The sequence below is a fragment of the Thiomicrorhabdus arctica DSM 13458 genome, from assembly GCF_000381085.1.
Classification (GTDB): domain Bacteria; phylum Pseudomonadota; class Gammaproteobacteria; order Thiomicrospirales; family Thiomicrospiraceae; genus Thiomicrorhabdus; species Thiomicrorhabdus arctica.
The window spans coordinates 231612-254213 of record NZ_KB905899.1; the positions used below are offsets into that span (position 1 = coordinate 231612).

At 42.7% G+C, this 22602-nt stretch carries 21 protein-coding genes; 13 read left to right on the plus strand and 8 right to left on the minus strand.

Translation table 11 applies throughout. The features are described 5' to 3' along the window. The first annotated feature begins 131 nt into the window (after nucleotides 1-131). The 4 genes from F612_RS11900 to ppnP all read left to right on the plus strand — a co-directional run bounded on the left by F612_RS11900 (nucleotide 132) and on the right by ppnP (nucleotide 5111). On the plus strand, nucleotides 132-1316 hold the full coding sequence (locus F612_RS11900; RefSeq protein WP_019555884.1) for an efflux RND transporter periplasmic adaptor subunit: 1185 nt from the start codon (nucleotides 132-134) through the stop codon (nucleotides 1314-1316). Continuing rightward, nucleotides 1313-4477, plus strand: coding sequence for an efflux RND transporter permease subunit (locus F612_RS11905; protein ID WP_019555885.1), 3165 nt, complete (start codon nucleotides 1313-1315; stop codon nucleotides 4475-4477). Before F612_RS11900 ends, F612_RS11905 begins: the two co-directional genes overlap by 4 nt. Continuing rightward, nucleotides 4474-4701 (plus strand): DUF2798 domain-containing protein, encoded by a 228-nt coding sequence (locus tag F612_RS0101050; protein WP_019555886.1) that lies wholly within the window; start codon nucleotides 4474-4476, stop codon nucleotides 4699-4701. The genes F612_RS11905 and F612_RS0101050 overlap by 4 nt, the downstream gene beginning before the upstream one ends. A gap of 92 nt (nucleotides 4702-4793) precedes the next feature. Next, complete coding sequence (ppnP, locus tag F612_RS0101055) at nucleotides 4794-5111, plus strand: pyrimidine/purine nucleoside phosphorylase (protein WP_019555887.1); 318 nt, start codon at nucleotides 4794-4796, stop codon at nucleotides 5109-5111. A 329-nt stretch (nucleotides 5112-5440) separates the two neighbouring features. Here the strand turns inward: ppnP and F612_RS0101060 are convergent, their stop codons facing one another. Together F612_RS0101060 and F612_RS0101065 are read right to left on the minus strand one after the other, a co-directional pair. Further along, nucleotides 5441-6028, minus strand: coding sequence for a class I SAM-dependent methyltransferase (locus tag F612_RS0101060; protein WP_019555888.1), 588 nt, complete (start codon nucleotides 6026-6028; stop codon nucleotides 5441-5443). Nucleotides 6029-6450: 422 nt separating this feature from the next. Beyond that, the gene (locus F612_RS0101065; RefSeq protein WP_019555889.1) at nucleotides 6451-6741 is read right to left on the minus strand and encodes a hypothetical protein; all 291 of its coding nucleotides are present in this window, start codon (nucleotides 6739-6741) and stop codon (nucleotides 6451-6453) included. A gap of 237 nt (nucleotides 6742-6978) precedes the next feature. Here F612_RS0101065 and F612_RS0101075 point away from each other — a divergent pair, with 237 nt between their 5' ends. From F612_RS0101075 to F612_RS11910, 3 genes are all read left to right on the plus strand, one after another. After that, entirely contained in the window at nucleotides 6979-8559 is a 1581-nt protein-coding gene (locus F612_RS0101075; RefSeq protein WP_019555891.1) for a SulP family inorganic anion transporter, read from the plus strand. Between the two features lie 362 nt (nucleotides 8560-8921). Further along, entirely contained in the window at nucleotides 8922-9842 is a 921-nt protein-coding gene (locus F612_RS0101080; protein WP_019555892.1) for a PilZ domain-containing protein, read from the plus strand. Between the two features lie 14 nt (nucleotides 9843-9856). Next, nucleotides 9857-10093: a (2Fe-2S)-binding protein gene (locus tag F612_RS11910; protein ID WP_019555893.1), complete on the plus strand. Its 237-nt coding sequence runs from the start codon at nucleotides 9857-9859 to the stop codon at nucleotides 10091-10093. Between the two features lie 103 nt (nucleotides 10094-10196). Here the strand turns inward: F612_RS11910 and F612_RS0101090 are convergent, their stop codons facing one another. The 6 genes from F612_RS0101090 to queE all read right to left on the minus strand — a co-directional run bounded on the left by F612_RS0101090 (nucleotide 10197) and on the right by queE (nucleotide 16616). Beyond that, nucleotides 10197-11087 (minus strand): metal ABC transporter permease, encoded by an 891-nt coding sequence (locus F612_RS0101090; protein ID WP_019555894.1) that lies wholly within the window; start codon nucleotides 11085-11087, stop codon nucleotides 10197-10199. After that, a complete protein-coding gene (locus tag F612_RS0101095; RefSeq protein ID WP_019555895.1) occupies nucleotides 11084-12436 on the minus strand; it encodes a metal ABC transporter permease in 1353 nt (450 codons plus the stop codon). The genes F612_RS0101090 and F612_RS0101095 overlap by 4 nt, the downstream gene beginning before the upstream one ends. Before the next feature lie 8 nt (nucleotides 12437-12444). Then, nucleotides 12445-13251, minus strand: coding sequence for a metal ABC transporter ATP-binding protein (locus F612_RS0101100; RefSeq protein WP_019555896.1), 807 nt, complete (start codon nucleotides 13249-13251; stop codon nucleotides 12445-12447). 40 nt (nucleotides 13252-13291) lie between these two features. Beyond that, on the minus strand, nucleotides 13292-14272 hold the full coding sequence (locus F612_RS0101105) for a metal ABC transporter solute-binding protein, Zn/Mn family (RefSeq protein WP_245539506.1): 981 nt from the start codon (nucleotides 14270-14272) through the stop codon (nucleotides 13292-13294). A 258-nt stretch (nucleotides 14273-14530) separates the two neighbouring features. After that, nucleotides 14531-15826, minus strand: coding sequence for a methyltransferase domain-containing protein (locus tag F612_RS0101110; RefSeq protein WP_019555898.1), 1296 nt, complete (start codon nucleotides 15824-15826; stop codon nucleotides 14531-14533). Between the two features lie 130 nt (nucleotides 15827-15956). Next, entirely contained in the window at nucleotides 15957-16616 is a 660-nt protein-coding gene (gene queE / locus F612_RS0101115; RefSeq protein WP_019555899.1) for a 7-carboxy-7-deazaguanine synthase, read from the minus strand. A gap of 121 nt (nucleotides 16617-16737) precedes the next feature. On the opposite strand from queE, the gene leuC reads away from it, so the two are divergent. From leuC to F612_RS0101145, 6 genes are all read left to right on the plus strand, one after another. Further along, nucleotides 16738-18153, plus strand: coding sequence for a 3-isopropylmalate dehydratase large subunit (gene leuC, locus F612_RS0101120; RefSeq protein ID WP_019555900.1), 1416 nt, complete (start codon nucleotides 16738-16740; stop codon nucleotides 18151-18153). Nucleotides 18154-18176: 23 nt separating this feature from the next. After that, nucleotides 18177-18815 (plus strand): 3-isopropylmalate dehydratase small subunit, encoded by a 639-nt coding sequence (leuD, locus tag F612_RS0101125; RefSeq protein WP_019555901.1) that lies wholly within the window; start codon nucleotides 18177-18179, stop codon nucleotides 18813-18815. Between the two features lie 101 nt (nucleotides 18816-18916). Then, entirely contained in the window at nucleotides 18917-19990 is a 1074-nt protein-coding gene (leuB, locus tag F612_RS0101130; RefSeq protein WP_019555902.1) for a 3-isopropylmalate dehydrogenase, read from the plus strand. A 30-nt stretch (nucleotides 19991-20020) separates the two neighbouring features. Further along, nucleotides 20021-21010, plus strand: a complete 990-nt coding sequence (locus F612_RS0101135) for a M23 family metallopeptidase (RefSeq protein ID WP_019555903.1) — start codon at nucleotides 20021-20023, stop codon at nucleotides 21008-21010. An 8-nt stretch (nucleotides 21011-21018) separates the two neighbouring features. Next, entirely contained in the window at nucleotides 21019-21429 is a 411-nt protein-coding gene (locus F612_RS11915; RefSeq protein WP_019555904.1) for a polymer-forming cytoskeletal protein, read from the plus strand. A 150-nt stretch (nucleotides 21430-21579) separates the two neighbouring features. Beyond that, the gene (locus tag F612_RS0101145; protein ID WP_019555905.1) at nucleotides 21580-22602 is read left to right on the plus strand and encodes an aspartate-semialdehyde dehydrogenase; all 1023 of its coding nucleotides are present in this window, start codon (nucleotides 21580-21582) and stop codon (nucleotides 22600-22602) included.

Consider the following 22602-nt stretch of genomic DNA (forward strand, 5'->3'; position numbering starts at 1 on the left):
ATTAAGGCTCTGAGTTGTTTGTACAAAATATTGTATAAAAAAGCTTTCAAGAAAGATAGTTTTTCGATAGAATAATGTTTTAGATAGCTTTCTAGGAAGCTAGATTTCATTTACATTTAAAAGGGTCGATTATGAACCTGCGTGGTTTCCAAATACAGTTTTTGCTAAAAGGGTTCAGTTTCATCGCTGTATTATTGATGTTGTCTGCTTGCGATAAGACACAACAAGAAGGTGCGCCTTCCGCGAGACCCCTGCCTAAAGTCGCTGTGAGCATCGCTCAACCTCAATCCATTCCTAATGTCGTTAATTTGACGGGTCGTATAGAAGCCAGTTTGGTCGCTGAAATTAGACCACAGGTCACAGGTATTATTCAGCAGAGACTCTTTACTGAGGGAGGGTGGGTGAAAGCAGGTGAATCTTTGTATCAAATTGATCCGGCTTCTTATCAAGCAGAATATGAGAGTGCGTTGGCAGAAGTTAAACGAGCTCAATCTGTGTTAAAGAATGCAAAGTTAACCAGTAAACGTAATAAACAGGTTGTTAAAATTAATGCAATCAGTGCGCAAGATCTTGATAATTCGATTGCCGCTGAAACTGAAGCTAGGGCAAACGTCATTGCCACCCAAGCAGCATTAGAATTTGCCAAAATTAGACTTGACCGTACCGTTATCGATTCGCCGATTGCTGGAAAAATTAGTCGCTCATTGGTAACACAGGGGGCATTGGTCACTGAAAGTCAAACTAACCCTCTTGCAATTGTACAAACGATGGATCCAATGTATGTAGATTTTGCTTTGCCAGCGAATAACATGATGTCACTGCAACAGGCCATGTCGCAGTCAGAGGTGCCGCTGAAAGTCGATGTCACCTTGGATGATGGGTCGCAATATCCCCATCAAGGTTCTGTTAAGTTTTCTGAGTTTACGGTGAATAGAGAAACCGATAGTGTCGTGTTAAGAGCGGTTTTTTCGAATCCTGACTTTAGTTTACTCCCAGGGGCATTCATCAGAGGGCAGTTGGTTTTAGGCAACCGAAATCAAGTGTTTTTAATGCCCTCTACGGCTCTGTTTCGTAATGCCAAGGGCGGAGCTATGGTCATGGTGCTGAGTGCGGATCATATAGTCGGCGTAAAACCCGTCGTTGAATCAGGCCTTTTTGAAGGTCAATGGGTCATTACCGGTGGATTGAATGCTGGAGATCAAGTGATTACGAAAGGGTTACAGTATGTTCGTCCTGGCTCAAAAGCTGATATTGAAGTTGTGCCAGCCAAAGCTAATGCTAACGGTGCAGAAGCGTTAAAAGGAGCACACTCATGAAAGTGAGTTCATCTCCTTCTCGCGCCACCTTCGCGACCTTTTTTGTTAATCGGCCTGTATTTGCATGGGTCATTGCACTGCTCATTATGTTGGCAGGCAGTATCTCATTATTTAGCCTGCCTATATCGCAATATCCAAGTATCGCACCACCCTCTATTTCCGTTATTGCAACCTATCCAGGCGCTTCTGCCAAAACCATTGAAGAGTCGGTTACGCAAGTCATCGAAAATAAGATGAAAGGATTAGATGGTCTTTTGTATATGAAGTCGGCAAGTGAATCGACGGGTACGGCAACCATTACTCTGACATTTAATAATGATATTGATCCAGATTATGCTCAGACGCAAGTACAAAATAAGTTACAGCTCGCGACTGCGGCTCTACCTCCAGAAGTACAACGTCAAGGGATTCAGGTCAATAAGGCGGTTAGAAACTTCCTGATGGTGGTCGGCTTTATCTCTAAAGACAATAGCCAAACGGCGATTGATTTGGGGGACTATATTGCCACCAATATTGCGGATCCATTAAGTCGAGTCGATGGTGTGGGGGATATCACTTTGTTCTCTTCACAATATGCCATGCGTGTTTGGTTGGATCTGCCTAAATTAATTAAATACAATCTCACCTCGGTAGATGTGGTGAAAGCGCTACAAGCCAATAATGCTGTGGTGACCGCGGGTCAATTAGGTGAAGTGCCCGCGGTAGCGGGACAGCCCATTAATGCGACGATTAATTTGCAGGGTCGTTTAAAAACGCCTGAAGAATTTGCTCATATTTTGATTCGTGCAGATGAGCAGGGGGCAGCAGTTCGAATCAGTGATGTTGCACGGGTTGAATTAGGTGCGGAAAGTTATACCAAAATGGCACGTTATAAAGGTGTACCGGTTGCGGGTTTAGCGGTCAAGTTATCCAGCGGTGCAAATGCTTTAGATACCCAAGAAAATGTGTTAGCTAAACTGGATGAACTTAAGGTTTTTTTCCCGCAGGGAATGGACTATGTCATAGCTTATGACAGCACGCCTTTTGTAAGAGCCTCGATTGAATCGGTCATTCAAACCTTGATTGAAGCGATTTTGTTAGTGTTTGTGGTGATGTTTATTTTTCTGGGTAATTTTAGGGCGACCTTAATTCCGACCATTGCCGTGCCTGTGGTGTTATTAGGGACTTTTGGTGTCTTATCACTGTTTGGTTATTCAATTAATACCTTGACCATGTTTGCGATGGTGTTGGCCATCGGTTTATTGGTGGATGATGCTATTGTTGTGGTCGAAAACGTTGAAAGAGTGATGCATGAAGAGGGACTTTCCGCACCCGAAGCGACCCGCAAGTCCATGAACCAGATTTCCGGCGCGCTGATCGGGATTGGATTGGTATTAAGCGCAGTGTTTTTACCGATGGCCTTTTTCCCCGGTTCTTCTGGCGTCATTTACCAACAATTCTCAGTGACCATCGTTTCAGCGATGGTGATCTCGGTACTGACGGCCTTTATCTTAACGCCAGCATTGTGTGCCACTATTTTAAAACCAGTGGATCATAATGCTGAATCAAAAGGTTTATATGGTTGGTTTAATCGCGGTTTTGGTCATATTACCAATGGTTACATAACGGGCGTAAAGAGCATGATTCGTTGGCGTTATGTTTTTATTGTGTTTTATTTGTTGTTGGTCGTTGTGGTGACATTTTTATACCTAAGAACCCCGTCAGGCTTTTTGCCGAATGAAGACCAAGGCATGATGATGAGTCAAGTGATGATGCCTGCTGGCGCGACTCAAGAACAAACGTTAGCCGTGGTCAAAAAGTTGGAAGACCATTTTCTGAATGATGAAGCAGAAAATATCGATGCCTTATTCACTATTTTAGGGTTTAACTTTTCGGGCACAGGTCAAAATACGGCCATGGCATTTATTAAACTTAAAGATTGGAGTGAGCGATCAAATCCAGATCAATCTGTTACTGCAATGAGTGCGAGAGCGATGCAGAAGTTCAGCAAAATCAATGAAGCGAGGGTGTTCGCATTTGCACCACCACCGGTCATGGAGTTGGGGAATGCGGCTGGATTTGATCTCTTCTTAAAAGATAATGTCGGCATGGGACGTCAAAAGCTGATGGATGCACGTAATCAATTATTAGGTGCGGGGAATGCTCAACCAGGTTTGGTTGGCGTTCGTCCGAATGGTCAGGAACCTGCACCTACATTACAGCTGCAGGTTGATCGTGAAAAAGCGGCTGCATTGGGTCTATCGTTAGCAGATTTAAATAAAGCACTTTCTGTGGCTTGGGGAAGTGCGTATGTTGATGACTTTGTCTATCAAGGCAAAGTAAAAAGAATATTCGTGCAGGCTGAAGCAGAAAGTCGAATGACACCAGAAGATCTTCGAAGTTGGTATGTGCGTAATGACCAAGGCAAGATGGTGTCAGTGAGTGCGTTTGCTACCTTAAGTTGGGGGCAAGCTTCGCCTAAACTTGAACGTTACAATGGTCAGCCCGCAGTCGAAGTCATGGGGATGTGGACACCTGATGTCAGTTCAGGTCAAGCCATGGCGATGGTTGAGAACTTAGTGGATAAATTGCCTAAAGGAGTTTCAATTGATTGGACAGGTTTGTCCTATGAAGAGAAGCAGTCCGGAAAAATGGCGATGTATTTGTATGTATTGTCGATTCTAATCGTATTTTTGGTTTTGGCGGCATTGTATGAGAGTTGGTCTTTACCGATTTCGGTTATGTTAATGTTGCCCCTGGGTGTTTTAGGGACTTTAGTCGCTGCTATGCTCACGGGTAAGCCAAGCGATATCTACTTTCAGGTTGGGTTATTGACGATTGTCGGTTTGGCGACTAAAAATGCTATCTTGATTGTCGAGTTTGCCAAAGCGCAAGTTGAACAGGGGGTTGAGTTAGTCGAAGCGACGGTTCATGCTGCAAAAATGCGTTTTCGTCCCATTATCATGACCTCGTTAGCCTTTGGTTTTGGCGTTTTACCCTTAGCGTTAAGTAACGGAGCGGGTTCTGGTGCACATAACGCGATTGGAACGGGAGTCATTGGCGGGATGATTTCCGCAACATTTCTAGGCGTGTTCTTTATCCCGTTATTTTATGTATTAGTTCAAAAGCGTTCAAAGAATAACAAAGCTGACGGACAAGCTTTAATAAAGGAAGTTGAATGATTCATCACAGGTACCAACATATTGTTTTTGCACTCGTTATGTCGTTCATGATGTCTTTTATTATGTCTTTTGTGATTACGTTTTTTAACTTAGGCTGGGTTGACGATTTTATCACGCTCTGGCTTAAATCTTGGGTGTTTGCTTTTGCCGTGGCTTTTCCAATAATTATGGTAGTTGCACCTCTGGTTAAAAAAACCGTTTCGATACTGATTAAAACACCGTAGTTGGCTTTAGCGCTGAAGGTTCGGTTATAATTCGTCCAAAATGAAAGTGTTGAAAACATTATTAAGTAACTTGTTATAAAAGGGAAAACATCATGTCTAAATTTGACAATGTCACAGTATTAAAAGAAGCGTCTGTCTATTTTGATGGCAAAGTCACCAGTCGAACAATTCTGTTTGCTGACGGTTCTAAGAAAACGTTAGGCATTATGATGCCGGGTGAGTATAAATTTGGCACTGAGTTAGCTGAAAACATGGAAATGCATTCTGGTGATGTCGAAGTGTTATTGCCCGGTGAAACCGAGTGGAAAGCGATTCCAAATGGCACAAGTTTTTATGTCCCCGCGAACTCTAAGTTTGATATTAACGTTAAGCACATTGCAGATTACTGCTGCTCATATCTTACGGAATAACGTTTAACTAAGATGTTTGCGAGCATCATTTTGTAATGCATTTAACCCAATTGACCAGGCCTGGTCAATTGGGTTTTTTAATGGATGTCATGCTGTCATAGTAGGCTGAAGTCCAAATAAAATTAGGTTTTTTCTTGCAAGGAAAGTAAAGACTTATTCAAAATCATGCCCTTTGTTGTCTCAACCGATCTTTGTGACAAAAGCTTCTTTAGAACACATTCGCCAAGTTGTTTCAATAAAAAAGCCCTAAAGTTAATCCCCATTGTTTGCTGCAGAGCAACGGTTCATAACCTGTACTTTTAGTTGGTTGATAAACGGCGGTTGTATTTTTATGGCTTTTTTGCAATGACCTGAATCACCGCGCCAGTACCCGTGTGATGCGTACCTTCAACGACATCACGTTCAATTTCTTGAATAAGAGTAAACTGTAAGCCGTTAAGTTCTTCAGTTAATTGTACTGTATTCATGGTCATATCTGCCGTTGTGGGACCACCAGTCTTATAGTTTAATTGGTCTGGAGTATAGGCTTCTAACAACATGACACCATCCTGTTTAAGACTGGTAACGACTTTCTGATGTAAGGCTCGTCTGATATTAACCGGTAGGTGGCAAAAGATAGAGACGATTCCGTCCCATTTCGCTTCGCCCAGTTCGTAATCGGCTAAATCGGCATGAATGAATTCTATAGAAACCTGGTTTTCTTCTGCCCATTTGCGAGCTTTTTGGAGGCCTACTGCAGAACCATCAACAGCGGTCACGGAGTATCCTTGTTTCGCAAGAAAGACTGCATTTCGTCCTTCTCCTTCGGCTAAACAAAGAATCTTACCTTTGGGGAGAAGGTTAAAATTTTGTGTTAAAAATTCGTTAGGTTTTGTGCCATAAATGTAATTTGGTGCACTGTATTTTTCATCCCACATTGGATCTCTCTCTTGGGTTATTATGATTAGTATAAGAGGGGTAGTCGTCTTAAAGACGCTTCAAATAACCATTATAAACAAAAGCGGGCAAAGAAAAACAGATCAGACAGCCAAGCTGACTAAAGATTAGAAAGAGAGATTGCTTTTAGAGAGTCTGAATTCAATATCTTTGTTTTGTTAAATAAAAACGGTCTGGAAAGCATTTGACTGAATAAACAGGATAGCCAGTAAGCGGCTTAAGCGACTCTTTCATCAAACCATACGCGCAATAGTAGCGAATCGTTTCAATGCCTACGTTAACTTGTTTTACGGTATTGTTAATAATTAAGTGGTTCGATGGTTATATACAAGCTTTTTACATTGAGTGGAGAACGACTTTTGGTTATTACGATATAGTCATTCGGACAAAATGGAGTGGGTCACTACCAAAAAGCCGCGGTGATGGCGATGAACAAATTTAATACGGTAGATACAATGCCCATGGGCAGAAGCGAAAACCCTGGCGTACCTGTCGGCGTTTCAGGTTGTGCATACTTTCGATGCCATAAAGCCAAAATGGTGACCATCGTGGCGCCGATCGCCATGATAAAAAACCAGTTACGAATTTCACTTGCAGATTCAAAAAATAAAACATACAAAGAAAATGGCCCTCCTACCCAAAAGAAAATAAGATATGCGGTACCAATTATTAATCCTATTAATTTACCCATCATCGTTTCACTTTTCTTGTCGTTGCTTAAGTGGCTTGTTTTTATTTTTCATACGTCGAGCTTTGGCTTTAAAGAAAAAGTGTACTGAAAAATGTAGCGCAATAAGAAGTATAAAGAAACCCATAGCAATCTCGCCAATATGATGAATCCACATAATTGATTCCCTATAAATCGTTGATTATCCGATAATTGTACTGCGTTTTTGGTAAAATTTGCAGCACTTTAAATCTAGGAGTTTCCATGAGTCACCCAAGTCAGCCATTTCAGTGGCAAACCTATAAAAATGATACGCTGTCCGGCATTACGGTCGCTTTGGCATTGGTACCCGAAGCAGTGGCTTTTTCATTTGTCGCTGGGGTTCACCCGTTGGTCGGTCTGTATGCGGCAATTATCGTAGGTATGATCACAGCCATCTTTGGTGGGCGTCCAGGGATGATTACCGCTGCCGCCGGTTCTTTGGCGGTCGTTATGATGCACTTGGTGATGGAACATGGGGCTTCTTTTTTATTCTTAGCGGTCATTATGATGGGCGTTATGCAAATATTCATTGGATTGATGAAGTGGGGGCGTTTTATCCGCATGGTGCCGAGTTCAGTTATGCTTGGTTTTGTGAACGGCCTGGCGTTGATTATCCTCGTGGCGCAGTTCACCCAGTTTAAGGATGTCAATGGTGCGTGGTTAACGGGCGATAGCCTGAATATCATGCTCATGATTATTGCGTCAACCTTAGCGATTATCTACCTCCTGCCTAAGATTACCAAAGCAGTGCCATCGGCGCTAGCAGCGATTGTACTGGTCTCTATTGCCGTTATTATGTTTGATATTAATGCGATTACCGTCGGAGATAAAGCCTCCGTTTCCGGCACTTTAGAGTCTTTGATTTACGGTGATGGTGTCGAGGGTGGTTTTCAAGGTTTGAGTTGGTTAACGACGTTACCTGAAGGCTTCTGGAGCTTAGAAACATTATGGATTGTTCTGCCTTATGCGGTGATTTTAACCATTATAGGCTCGGTTGAATCTTTATTGACCATGACCTTGATTGATGACATTACCAATACACGTGGTAAAGGTAATAAAGAGTGTATCGCTTTAGGTGCGGCAAACTGTACCGCTGGTACGTTTGGTACGATGGGGGGCTGTGCGTTGATTGGTCAGTCAATGATTAACGTGAACTCTGGTGGAACAGGGCGTTGGTCAGGTATTTCAGCCGCTTTAGGGTTGATGGTCATTGTTTTAGTAGCCTCTTCTTGGATTGAAATGGTGCCGATAGGGGCTTTGATTGGTTTGATGTTCTTTGTGGTTATCGCAACGTTTAACTGGTCTAGTTGGAATATCATGCGTGGCATGAGTAAGGCGGATGCATTTGTCATGGTGTTAGTCACTGTTCTTACCGTCATGTTTGATTTGGCGGTAGCTGTGATTGCCGGGGTCATTGTGGCCGCGTTGGTCTTTGCATGGGAGCATGCGCAACGTGTAATGTTGGAACAATCATTAGAAGTCATTAACGGTAAGACGGTTAAAACATATAAAGTGCAGGGGCCATTATTTTTCGCCTCTGCCAAAAACTTTATCGATATGTTTGATCCTAAAAATGATCCAGAATGTGTCCAAATCGATTTTATGCACTCGCGAGTATATGACCATACCGGGATTGAAGCGATTGATTCATTAACCAAAAAATATCAAGAAGCGGGTAAAAAATTGGTGCTTAAACACTTGAGCCCAGAGTGTCAAATATTGTTACATGCGGCTAAAGACTTGGTGGAAGTCAATGTTTCGGAAGACCCACATTATCACGTATCGACGAGTGGTAGAAAGTAGGACCTCTGTTACTCATGTTGATTTATAAAAAGCGCCTTAGGGCGTTTTTTTTATGTCAGGCAATGAATTCTTGTATTGCGACGAGTAGAGCGAATGGGCAAAACACATTGGTACATTGTTTGTTTTAGGCTTTAATTTTAAGTGAGAGATCACGCGAGAACCGATGCAAAAGATGTTTGAAATCGAATTTTGTAATGACAGTCGGTTTGGCTTGTTTGTGAAAGCCACTCACCTCCTCTTCTAAAGAGAGTCTTATCTTATGCAGGTAGAATTATCTATTTACACGGATTTTTTGTATAGTATCCAATAGACAACGTACGTTGTCGATCATGATGATTTCCTATTCATTACGGAGTTATGGAGTGCACAAAGAGCAAAGAGAATTTTTTAGATTTGATGTTTCGCTCCCCGTCTATTTTGAGCCAATGGGGTCTTCGGGTGCCTGTTTACAGGTGGATAAAACCCAATTAATCGAACCCCGTGAAGCAGAGCGTTTGGATGCAGCAAATAGTCAATTAGAGTCTCTCTTTGAGGATGAGGTTCATCTTCAAAATGGGGGGGTGCAACTGTTTGATGAGTTTAACCAGAAATTGGCATTTATGGCTTGGTTGGTAGAATCTATTGTTGAAGGTAAAAATCCAACCGCGCATCCAGAATTTCAGCAAAAAAAACATGAGCAAGCCCAATACAAACGCCCAGAAGGTAAAGGGTCATCGAAAATGATTCCGTTGCTACAAGCATTTTATCTTAGTATTGATAATGCAATTTTAGAATGTGTAGAGGTGGTTGATAAAAGTATCAGTGGCCAGGTCTTTATGTTTCACATGCCCATAGGCTCTCTTTTCAGCAGTCAGGATTATATTGCGAATTTGGAGGTCATCGCCAAACAAGGAAACTGGCTGGCGAGTGTGATTGAAAAGCTTATTTTTAAATTTAATTATTACGAAACGCTTTTAAATAAACTTAAGCGAGCCTATCAAAACTTATCTGAATATGAGAAATGGCCAGTTGAACGCATCAATTTAGCCGCGGGTGGATTCTCACTCATGATGAAGGAAGACTATCAGGTAGGGGAAACGCTCTGTGCTTTATTTCTAATGGACGAGCAGTTTGTATTTTCCCAAGCAGAGTGTGTTTTTGTGGAAAATAATAGGACTGGCAACACACCTGTCAGAGATGGCAAGCGGACGGCATTTAAGTTCACGTGCATCGCCGCCGAAGATGAAGCACACATTGTGCGTTATTTAATGAGTAAAGAGTTAGAGTTAAGATCCCTTGAGTAAGGTGAGAAAGAGTCATGTCAACTCATAAAAAGCGTCAAGGGCAGTATAATGCCATCCCCCTTAAGCAAGATAGGCAACAAATCTGTGTTTGTTATGATGTTTATTCCGACGAAATTATAGAGGCCATCCAAAAGGGTGCTGACAGTGTCGAGAAGGTCAGTGATCTCACTTATTCTTGTCAGGGGTGCGGCAGTTGCCGTTTTAAAATAGAGGGCTTACTGCAAGGCATCGTTTGCGTAAGCCGTGAGTAAACTCGAGTGATTTAAACGATATCAATTTATGTGGTTTACGGAATCTTATGTCGATTTAATAATGACCAGGCCTGGTCATTATTAAATTCAAGTGACTAGCTGTTTATAGAGAGTCAATTGGTTGTCGTTGTCTGCGCTGTGATTGTACTTGCTGCCACGCAATCGTTACAAAGAGCAACAGTCCAGCACTCACTGCGATAGAGGCTGATATTGAGCTGTCTAGCCAGAATGCTAAAGCATATCCTATCAATACAGCAAGCTGAGAATAGCCTACCGCCATCCATAACATCGCTTTTAAAGAGCGTGCTACCAGATAGGCACTGCTGGCAGGAATCACCAATAACGCCACCACTAAAATAGCTCCGACCGCATCAAATGAGGCAACGGTTGTCATCGAAACCAAAGTCATTAGAAAGTAATGCCAAAAAATAACATTAATGCCTAAAGAGAGTGCCAGGCTTGGATGGAAAGCAATGGTTTTTAGACGATTAAAGCTGATGATGATACTGCTTAACACGATTGTAAAAACAATTCCAATCCCCCAAAAAGCGCGCGGACCAATGTCAAAGCCGGATTCGGCAGCGAGATTGCCGATATAAATCGTGTCGAAGGGTACAAAAGCGATTTCACCATAGAGAACACACTCTTGGTCTAAATCAATCTGTCCCGCATAGAGCGATATCAAAATAACGCCTATGGCAAAAAATAGGGTAAAAATGATCCCTATACTGGCATCACTTTGTAATTTACCGACGCGATGTAAACTGTCACTTAACCAGGCGGTCAATAAGCCGATAATGACCGCACCGCCGAGCATGATCGGTAACGCTCGACTGTCGGTAATAAGATAGGCGAGCACGATGCCTAATAAGACGGAGTGACTGATGGCGTCGCCTATTAAGGCTTGTCTGCGCAAAATTAAAAAGACCCCTACCAATGCACAAGATGCAGCCACTAAAGCGGCCGTGGCGATAATCCAAATATCATTTGTCATTTAGATTCTCCAGGGATCGTTGAATTTGAGCTTGGAATCAGGTTGCCATGCGGATCGGATTGACTATTGGCCAACTCTTCTTGCAACTGTAACTCTTGCGACTCCGTCAAAATGTGTTCAATGCGCTCCGCTTGTTGGTGCACCTGTTGCGGCGTTAACTCTGCATGTTCAGTTAAATAGTTTTCCCACAAACGATGGCGGCGTGTCAGCTGCTCGGCCAACTCAAAACCACTGGTTGTCATTTCAAACCCTTCGGTTGAGGACGTTATGAGAGCCTTTTTGCAGAGTTGTTTCAACGTGCTCTGTAAACTTTCAAGTGGCATGCTTCTAAGCGCTTGGATATCAGCAAGATTGAACGTTTTGTGTTGAAAATTTTTACGTTCCAGTAGTTTATATAGCGTACGTAATATATTCTCTTCGGCGACTTTTTTGCGCAATTTTTGATGTTCAGTATAGCGTTTTAGTAAACCTTTCTCTGGGGCAAAGAGCAAAGAGATAATAAACAAAGCCGATAAACTGACCACCATCCAAGGGCCAGTCGGCATCGCGGGTGCCAAGTAGGATATTTGCGTGCTAATAATGGCACTTAAGCCACCTAAGAGTGCTGAGATAATCAGGATATGTGAAAGTTGATTGCTCCAAAAACGCGCGGCGGCAACAGGGGTCAATAGTACTGCGGCCATTAAGACCACGCCAACAAGCTGCAAGCCGACCACCACCGACATGACAATCAATAAAGCTAATAGAAGTTCATAACGATTAACGGCAATGCCGATGGTGCGTGCGTAGGTGGCGCTAAAAGCGATGAGACGGAACTTGTGAAAAAAGAGCACGACACAACTCAGAACAAACAGTGCGACATAGGCCAATAGCTTAATGTCTTTTTGAGTCATGGCGGCCGCTTGACCAAAAAGGATTTTATCTAAACCACTTTTATTGTCGACTTCCAGTCCCTGAATATAAGAGAGGAGCATCAAACCCAGTGCGAAGAAAAACGACAAGGTAATGGCCAGTGCGGCGTCCGCTTTAATTTTGGTATTTTTTGGTAACCAGTCAATTAAAAAGAAACCGAGAAAACTACTGGTCACCGCGCCTAAAAACATCACTAAGGGGTCACGGCTTTCAAACAGCAGAAAAGCCATCATGACACCTGGCAGTGCGGCATGTGCCAAGGCGTCACCTACCAAAGAACGTTTGCGTAGAAAAGCAAAGCCACCAATCACCGAGGCACTCATACCCAGTAAAATACTGCCCACCAATACCCATAGTAAATTGATGTCATCAAAAGACCAGAAGGCTAGCCAATTCGTCCAGACAGTCGGCGTGTCAAGCAAGGTAAATGCGTCCATTATTTCGTCTAATCCGTATCGTGGGCTTTATTCAGCTGAGTGCGGTACATCTGCTCGGTTAAATCATTCAATAGCGAGAGGCGGCCACCGTAGGTTTTATTAAGATTTTCTTTGGTCAGAACTTCCTCCACCGGGCCAGCGGCAATCAGTCGTGCATTGATAAAAATAATCCAATCGAAGTATTCGCCGACCGTGTTTAAATCGTGATGTACGCAAACAATGGTTTTACCTTGCAATTTTAGTTCTTTAAAAAGTTCGATGATGGCTTGTTCGGTGGCGACATCGACCCCTGCAAATGGTTCATCCATTAGATACAACGTGGCTTGCTGGGCGAGGGCACGAGCCAAAAAGACACGCTGTTGTTGTCCACCTGAGAGTTGGCTGATCTGGCGATTTTTAAAATCCCACATTTTAAGGTCTTTCAGGGCTTGCTCGGCAATATCGATATCCAGTTGACTAGGACGTTGCCACAATTTAAGTTGACCGTGCCGACCCATCAAAACGACATCTAAGACATTGATTGGAAAATCCCAGTCGATCTCTTCACGTTGCGGCACATAAGCAATGGCTTGACGTTTTTTATCGAGTGATTCACCAAAGAAGCTGGCCTGGCCTTCAATGTTTGGTTCCAATCCCATTATTCCTTTGAGAAGAGTGGATTTACCTGCTCCATTGGGTCCGACTATGGCAATCGTTTTGCCTTCTGGAATCTCAAAACTGACATCGGTCAAGACCGGTTTATGGTGATAACGCATGCTTAAGTGTTGGACACTCAAAGGAGAGGGTGTATGTGTGTTTGAATTAGGTTGCTTCATAGGTAAGCCCTTTAATATGGCACTTTAAAATGACACTGTTTTAAGGTTGTGGTTTTGTGCTTTTAAGGGCATCTACAATGGTCTTTACATTGTGTTTTACCATGCCAAAATAATGGCCGGTTGGCGTACCGGTTTGACCCATAGCATCGGAATAGAGCTCGCCACCAATACTCAAATTATGGCCCTCGGCTTTAACACCGGCAACAAGCGATTGGATAAAACGAGGAGAGACACTGGATTCTACAAAAACAGCTTTAATATTGTTTTTTACAATCAGATCTTTTAACTGCTTAATGTCTTGCAGGCCAAATTCAGATGCGGTACTGATGCCCTGTAAGCCTTCCACCTGCATGCCATAAGCACGACCAAAGTAGCCAAAAGCATCATGGGCGGTAATTAAAATACGCTGAGCTGGTGGGATACTTAAAACTTGGGTTTTTATCCATTGATGCAGTTGTTGCATTTCAGCAAGATAGAGCTGGGCATTGTCAGCATAGGCCTGCTTATTTTTTGGATCTTGTTGTTGCAAAATTTGTAATACCCGTTGTCCAGCTTGTTGCCAAAGGCTCAAGTCAAACCAGATATGTGGGTCAGGAAAGTGACCGTGTTGTAGCAGTTGCGTCCTCGGAATCAAACTACTGACGGCAAAAACAGGTTTTTTACGCGCCATTTTCTCAAAAATGTCCTGCATCTTGCCTTCAAGATGTAAACCGTTATATAGAATAATGTCAGCTCGACTCAGTCGACGTAAGTCGCCTTGAGTGGCTTTATATAAGTGAGGATCAACACCACTGCCCATTAAAGACGTGACCTCAACATATCTACCGCCAATATTTTGCACCAGGTCGGCAATCATCCCAGTGGTGGTGGTAACCTTTAGTTGAGCTTGAGCTGAAAAGCTTAACAGCAGTATACACAAGCCAATAAAACTAAATAAATTCTTTAAAACTCGGCTGGAACTCGAGTCTGTAGTGTGGCTTATGGTGCTGTAAGTCATTAACGGTTGTATAGGTTTTCTCATTAAAATATTATTCTCTACCCTGTTTAATCTTCGGTAAAATCAGTTGACTAAGGCATGGTTAAATAAAAAATTAGTCTTGGCTAATAAATGTAAGGTCTTCACTATATCATGAAACCTTAATCATGAAAAGAATCCACGAAATGTGCAGGCTATTTATCATGAGTTGAGTGTGGATAGAAGGGTAAATATTGGCTTGTAGAGTGGGGAGAATTCAGCAATCACCAGAGATAAAGTGTTTTATCCCTGGTGAATAGAGATTTAAAGCCTAAAAATTGGGCGTTTCTTAATTTTAGGTGCCGATTTTTGCGTCTTGGTCAATTGCACCATCACTTCTGTATGTGTGGTGTGTGGAAACATATCAATAAGACCGGCTTTTGTCAGACGATAACCTTGTTTTTCCAGTTCTTTAATGTCACGAGTTAAAGTCGCGGCATTGCAAGATACGTAAACGATGATTTGCGCATTAAGCAGTCCCAGTGTTTTGCACAAATCAAATGCGCCTTGACGACCTGGATCTAGCAGGATACGGTCGTATTGGTTGTTATGGAACCAAGGCAGTGGACGCATATCGTTAAATAAATTGGCTTTATGGAATTTAACATTCTCCAGTAGGTTGAGATGTGCATTGTGATTTGCGACATTCACCAAGGACTGCTCGCCTTCAATGCCGACCGCTTGGGCAACGTGCTGAGCAATGGGTAGCGTGAAGTTACCAACGCCACAAAATAGGTCTAATACCTTATGAGAAGAATCGAGCTTTAGCCAAGCGATCGCCTGCTTTACCATGGCTTTATTCATCTCAGCATTCACTTGGATAAAGCCGTCTTTTGGGAATTCAAACGTCAGTCTTGTCGGAGTTAGATTCACTTGGGTATCGAGTTGGTAATAAGGTCGGTCTATTGAGCTTGATTCTTTGTCCCCTGTTTTTTCGGTAGAGCGATTAATAAAAATACCATTGTCCGCTTCTACAAAAGTAATCTCTTTATATGCACGGCTGGCGGTATCTAATAGTTCTGCGCGATTTTCTTGGATGGATTGGTTTAAAGCAGGGCTCAATACGGGACAGTTGGTAATGTCTATAAGTTCATTGGAGGCTTTTTGTCTAAACCCTAAGCGGGCGATTTTGTCCTTTTTACTAATCACTAACCCTAAACGAGCGCGTCTGCGGTACCCCTCGCCATTTCCAACCAATGGTTCGGCTATTTCACACTGTTTGGCATCGACCGCTTTTGTCAAACCCATCATAAAGTTTTGACCTTTCAATAAACGTTGGGCATCTAATGAAAGGTGTTGCAATTGACAGCCACCACAGTTTGCGTAGTATTCGCAAAATGGCTCAACCCGTTCATTCGAGGGGGTTAAGATTTGTAAATATTCGGCTTCATCAAACTTGTCTAAAGATTGAGTGATTTTGGCTTTCACACGGTCACCAGGCACAGCCTGATGAACAAAAATGGTTTTGCCATTATGGCGAGCAACCCCGCGACCATCGTGTGTCAGTCCGGTAATGTCTAAAGAGTCAATCAATGTATTTGGCTGGATTTTTGGGGTCATAGGCTTCCGCGGTTTAAATTTATTTGGGTTACGTTTCAGTAGGTGTTAGGTCAAAAAGTACTTTTATAAGCTGATCATAAACTTACATGGTTTTGGATAACCGTAGCATTATGCTTATAGACGGTTTTCGTTAGTCAATGCCTAATAGCTTATGAGTCTGTAAGCTCAGTTTCCATTGCGGGTGCGTTAAGCAATATGTCAGGGCTTGTTTAATATTTTGTTTTGTGACCAAAGGATCCTTGTCATCCATAGGTTGTAAATAGAAGTAATCATAATTCAAGCCAGCCACTTTCTCAGGCATTAAATCTGGCTGAGGGTAAACCAGTTTTAACTCATGACCCGATTCTAAGATCAAGGGAGCATTGGCTTTAGGGCTCATACAAATCCAATCAATATTTTCGGGTGCCGATTTGGTGCCATTGGTTTCAATGGCAATCTCGAATCGATGTTTGTGTAGTTGGTCGATGAGTAATTTATCAACCTGTAAAAGCGGTTCGCCACCGGTAATGACGACAAACGGGTGCACTTTGGCTATTTCACCTTCTGAGTCTTTAGGCCAAAATTGTAAAAGGTGCTGGCAAAGCGCTTCTGCATCTGCAAATTTGCCACCATTTTGGCCATCCGTGCCAATAAAATCGGTATCGCAAAATTGGCAAATGGCCGTGGCGCGATCTTCTTCACGGCCAGTCCATAAGTTGCATTTACTCATTCGGCAAAAAATAGCAGGGCGACCGCTATGGAATCCTTCTCCTTGTAAAGAGTAGAAGACTTCTTTTACCGAATAACTCATATTAACTTTCCTTTTGCCTGAAATGATTGATTGGTGCGTGTATTTTACTATTTAGATTAGGGTGTGAAGTGATATAATTTATGATTATTTTTTAATATTTACACGGGTTGGGTTAAGCGCGATGTCAGCAAAGACTTTATACGATAAATTGTGGGATGCACATATAGTGCGTCAAGAAGATGATGGAACGGCTCTGATTTATATCGATCGCCAGTTGCTGCATGAAGTGACTTCTCCACAGGCGTTTGAAGGTCTGCGTATGGCGCATCGTACGCCATGGCGTATTGATACCAACTTAGCCACACCAGATCATAACGTGCCAACCACCGATTTAAGTAATGGGATTGCAAGTATTACCGACCCGGTTTCTCGTATTCAGGTCGAAACGTTGGGTATGAATACCCGTGAATTTGGGATTACCGAATACGCGATGGGCGATATTCGTCAAGGTATTGTGCATGTCGTTGGGCCTGAGTCAGGTGCAACTTTACCAGGTATGACGGTGGTTTGTGGTGATTCTCATACGGCAACTCATGGCGCTTTGGGTGCATTGGCACACGGTATCGGTACCTCTGAAGTTGAGCATGTGTTAGCAACTCAGTGCTTAATCCAGAAAAAAATGAAAAATATGCTGGTTAAAGTCGACGGAAAGTTATCTGCTGGGGTGACCCCAAAAGACGTCGTACTGGCCATTATTGGTAAGATTGGTACGGCTGGCGGTAATGGCCATGCAATCGAATTCGGTGGACAGGTGTTTCGAGATATGTCTATTGAGGGGCGTATGACGGTCTGTAATATGGCGATTGAAGGCGGTGCGCGTGTTGGTCTAATTGCGGTGGATGAAAAAACAGTCGAATATGTTAAAGGTCGTACTTTTGCGCCAAAGGGCGAGCAATGGGATATGGCTGTGACGGCTTGGATGGATTTAACCTCCGATGCTGATGCTGTGTTTGATACCCTCGTAGAGTTAGATGGTTCAATGATTGAACCGCAAGTCACTTGGGGTACATCACCTGAGATGGTTTTAGATGTGAATGGCAGAGTGCCAAATCCGGCGAACGAAATGGATGCTGTGAAGGCGGACGGAATTCGCCGTGCTTTGGCTTATATGGGGCTAGAGGCGGATATGGCAATTAAAGACATTCCTGCTGAATATGTCTTTATCGGGTCTTGTACTAATTCACGTATTGAAGATCTTAGAGCCGCCGCAACCGTACTCAAAGGTCGAAAGATTTCCGATAAGGTCGAGCTGGCTTTAGCGGTGCCGGGTTCGGGTTTGGTTAAGCAGCAAGCGGAAGCTGAAGGGTTGGATAAAATTTTTATTGAAGCGGGTTTCGAATGGCGTAATCCTGGCTGTTCAATGTGTTTAGCGATGAACGCAGATAAATTGCCGACAGGTAAGCACTGTGCGTCCACTTCAAATCGTAACTTTGAAGGGCGTCAAGGCGCAGGTGGGCGTACTCATTTAGTCAGTCCAGAAATGGCCGCCGCCGCCGCCATAGCAGGTCATTTTGTTGACGTGCGTGATTACATCTAACCGAGCAGGAGTGGAGAGATAAGATGGAAAAGTTTATAAAAAAGACCTCGATTGTTGCCCCGATGGATCGTGCGAATGTAGATACCGATGCGATTATTCCTAAGCAGTTTTTAAAATCAATTAAACGCTCAGGTTTTGGTCCGAACTTGTTTGATGAGTGGCGTTATGAAGATGTTGGACAACCGGATTCCGATAACTCAGCTCGACCATTACGTAAAGAATTTGTTTTGAACCAACCGCGTTATCAATCTGCTCATATTTTACTGGCACGTGAAAACTTTGGTTGTGGATCAAGTCGTGAACACGCACCTTGGGCATTAAAAGATTACGGGTTTGATGTGGTTATCGCACCAAGTTTTGCGGATATCTTTTTCAATAACTGCTTTAAAAACGGCATTGTTCCGATTGTGTTAGAAGAAGCTGTCGTGGATGGCTTATTTAAAGACGTTTTTGCCACAGAAGGCTATCAGCTAACCGTTGATTTAGCAGCGCAACAAATTATTAGGCCTAATGGCGAAGCGATTTTATTTGAAGTGGACACCTTTAGAAAACACTGTTTAATGAATGGTTTAGATGACATCGGTTTAACATTGGCGTATCAAGATGACATTAAAGCTTACGAAGTCAAAACGAAAAAAACCACACCTTGGTTATTTAACTAAGAGTATGCATTGAGTTGGACAGGTCGTAAGATTATGAAAAGTAACCAGGCCTGGTCAGTCACACAACAGAATTTAAATTTAAAGAAGTAAGAGTTAATGATATGACACAGCAAGTATTGGTTTTACCAGGAGATGGAATCGGCCCAGAGATCACTGCAGAAGCCGTTAAGGTTTTAGAAGCATTGAATCGATCTGATAATTTAGATATTGTCCTGTCTGAAGATTTGGTCGGTGGTGCCGCTTATGATGTACATGGTGTGCCATTGTCTGATGAAACCATGGCCAAAGCACAAGCGGCCGATGCGGTTTTATTAGGTGCTGTTGGTGGGTATAAGTGGGAGTCATTAGATATCTCCGTCCGTCCTGAAAAAGGTTTGTTACGCTTGCGCTCTGAGATGCAGTTGTTCGCTAACTTACGTCCTGCTTACTTGTTTCCTCAGTTGGCAGATGCGTCAACGTTAAAACCAGAAATCGTTGCGGGGTTGGATATTTTGATCGTCCGTGAATTAACGGGTGGGATCTATTTTGGTCAACCACGTGGGATACGCACTTTAGAAAACGGTGAACGCCAAGGGTACAATACTTACGTTTATAAAGAGTCTGAAATCAAGCGTATCGCCCATGTTGCTTTTCAAGCGGCGATGAAGCGTAATAAAAAATTAACGTCTGTTGATAAGGCCAATGTATTAGAAGTGACTGAGCTTTGGCGTGAAATAGTCGATGTCGTTGCTAAAGAGTACCCAGAAGTTACAGTGAATCACATGTACGTTGATAACGCCGCGATGCAGTTAGTATTTAATCCGAAACAGTTCGATGTGATGGTCACAGGTAATATGTTTGGTGATATCTTGTCGGATGAAGCGTCTATGTTAACAGGCTCAATCGGTATGTTAGCATCAGCTTCTTTAGATGCGAATAATAAAGGGATGTATGAACCAAGTCATGGCTCTGCACCTGATATTGCAGGGCAGAACTTGGCAAATCCATTAGCCACAATTTTATCGGCGGCGATGATGTTACGTTACACATTAGGTCGTGAAGATTTAGCGGTTAAAATCGAAACAGCGGTCTCTAAAGTATTAGATCAAGGGTTGCGTACTGGAGATATCTGTTCTGCTGGCATGACTCAAGTCAGTTGCAGTGAAATGGGTGATGCCGTTGTTGCAGCGCTTTAAGATCCTAGTGGTCGGACGGCTTTCGTTCAGATGAGAAACCATTTTACGATTACCATTAGTGATGTATATGGCACACATGAGTATTCGTTTAAACAGTTTATCCGTAAGTTTATATGGATTCTATTTGCGGTTTTCATTGCTGTTTGGACGGTGGGTGGCATTTCGATTTGGTGGTTAAATCAAAAAGCAAATAATGATGAATTGGTGCATAAGGCTTCCGTAAAAGCATTTACAGCAAGTTTAGAAAAAACACGTTCTGACTATGAAAGTCTGCTTGTTGAAAAGACTAAGTTAGAGCAGGACTTTTTGAGTACTCGTTCTCAGATCGCATTTTTAGATCAAGCGTTGCAAGGCCTAGAGGAATTGGTCGGCGAAGGGGATTCTGAATCCGAAGTGGATGTACCACCTTTGCCTCTCGATGAACGGGTTAAACGCGTTCAGTTAGATTCTTTAGGTAAAAATATCATGATGAGCATGGTACCAAGTGGCCCTGCTGTGGCGAATTATAGAGGACTAAGCAGTAAGTACGGACGGAGGATTCATCCGATTACCGGTAAAATTCACTTGCATGGTGGACTTGATTATCGCGGTAAAACGGGGGCTGCGGTTATCGCAACGGCTGATGGTGTGGTTAAATATTCTGCAATGAATGAAGAGAGCGGTTTTGGTAACTTAGTGACTTTGGTGCATGCCAATGGGTTTATGACGCGTTATGGGCACTTAAGCAAACGCACTGTAAAGCTCGGTGACTATGTACGAAAGGGCGAAAAAATTGGTGAAATTGGCAATACTGGGCGCTCTACTGGTCCGCATTTACATTATGAAGTTTGGTTTTTATATAAACGACTCAACCCTCAGGCCTTTAATGACTGGTCCTTAGGGAAGTACGATAAAATATTCACAAAGGTAAAAGGGGTTCCATGGGGTTCTTTAAGTCAAGCCGTCGACATGCTCGTCAAGAAGGTGGAAAAACAATTATTGCTGAAGGGTGTCTCATTAGCGGTGAAATCGCCGATTTAAAAGGAGCTTTGCATATTGATGGCCGTATCGATGGTCTTATTGATAGTGGTTATGATGTGTCTATTGGTGAATCAGGGCATGTTACAGGCTTGATTAAAGCCAAGCAGATTGTGTTGAGTGGTGTTCTCGAAGGTAAGGTTGCTTGCGAAAGTATTGATATTTTAGCGACGGGCAAACTTGTTGGCGAGTTGATCTGTGGTGAATTCACGCTAGAAACTGGCGGTAAATTTATTGGCCAGAGCCATGAGATGACGGAAGACGGTATGGCTGTAAGTTTGCCTGAGACCTTTGAAAAATTGGGTAATATGACACAAATGTCTGTCTTAGAAAGAGTCGCCTTAAATAACCAAAGTAATCAAGCTAATCAAGATGAACAGGTGGATGAGATGGCTGAGACGTCTCAAGACACTCACCAGTGATCATTTCATAAATTATGTTTTTTTGAAAAAAGCATACACATTTTAAGATTTGCTCAAGATGAGCATATGCATCGTAATCAATTTTTCAGAGTAGGTTGATTTGCTAGACATAAAACTGCATTACGGTGAAATAATATTGAAGGGTAAAAAATGACTAAGTTATACGATATTGCTGTTGTGGGAGCAACGGGTGCAGTGGGTGAGACAATATTAAAAGTACTGCAAGAGCGTAATTTTCCTGTGGGCAACTTATACCCATTAGCGAGTAGCCGTTCTGCAGGTAAAAAGATCCTGTTTGCAGGTAAGTGGATTAAGGTTTTAGATTTGGCAGAGTTTGACTTTTCACAAGCACAAATTGGCCTCTTTTCACCGGGTGCTAGTGTCTCTAAAATTTATGCCCCTAAAGCGGCAGCAGCAGGGTGCATTGTGATCGATAACACTTCAGAATTCCGTTATGATGATGATGTCCCATTGGTCGTACCTGAAGTGAATCCTGATGCGGTTGCCGGTTACAAAGCGCGCGGTATTATCGCCAATCCTAACTGCTCAACAATTCAAATGATGGTGGCTTTAAAGCCTATTTATGATGCCGTCGGTATTAAACGCATCAACGTTGCAACCTATCAAGCTGTCTCAGGGACAGGTAAAAATGCGATTGAGGAACTTGCTAAGCAGACGGCTAACTTATTGAATATGAAGCCAGTAGAAATCGAAGTTTATCCTAAGCAAATCGCTTTCAACGTGATTCCCCAAATTGATGTCTTTATGGAAAATGGCTATACCAAAGAAGAGATGAAAATGGTCTGGGAAACGCACAAAATTATGGGAGACCCTAATATTAAGGTCAATCCAACAGCCGTGCGTGTACCTGTGTTTTTTGGTCATAGTGAAGCGATACATATCGAAACGGACAGAAAAATTACAGCAGCTGAAGCGAAAGACTTAATGAAAGCTGCAGAAGGTATTGTTTTGATAGATGAGCATATCGATGGTGGTTATCCTACGGCCGTGAGTGATGCCGCTGATACCAATCCAGTGTATGTTGGCCGGATACGTGAGGATATCTCGACTGAAAATGGTTTGAATATTTGGGTAGTTGCAGATAACGTGCGTAAAGGCGCGGCAACGAATACGATTCAAATTGCTGAATTACTGATTAAAGATCATATTTAG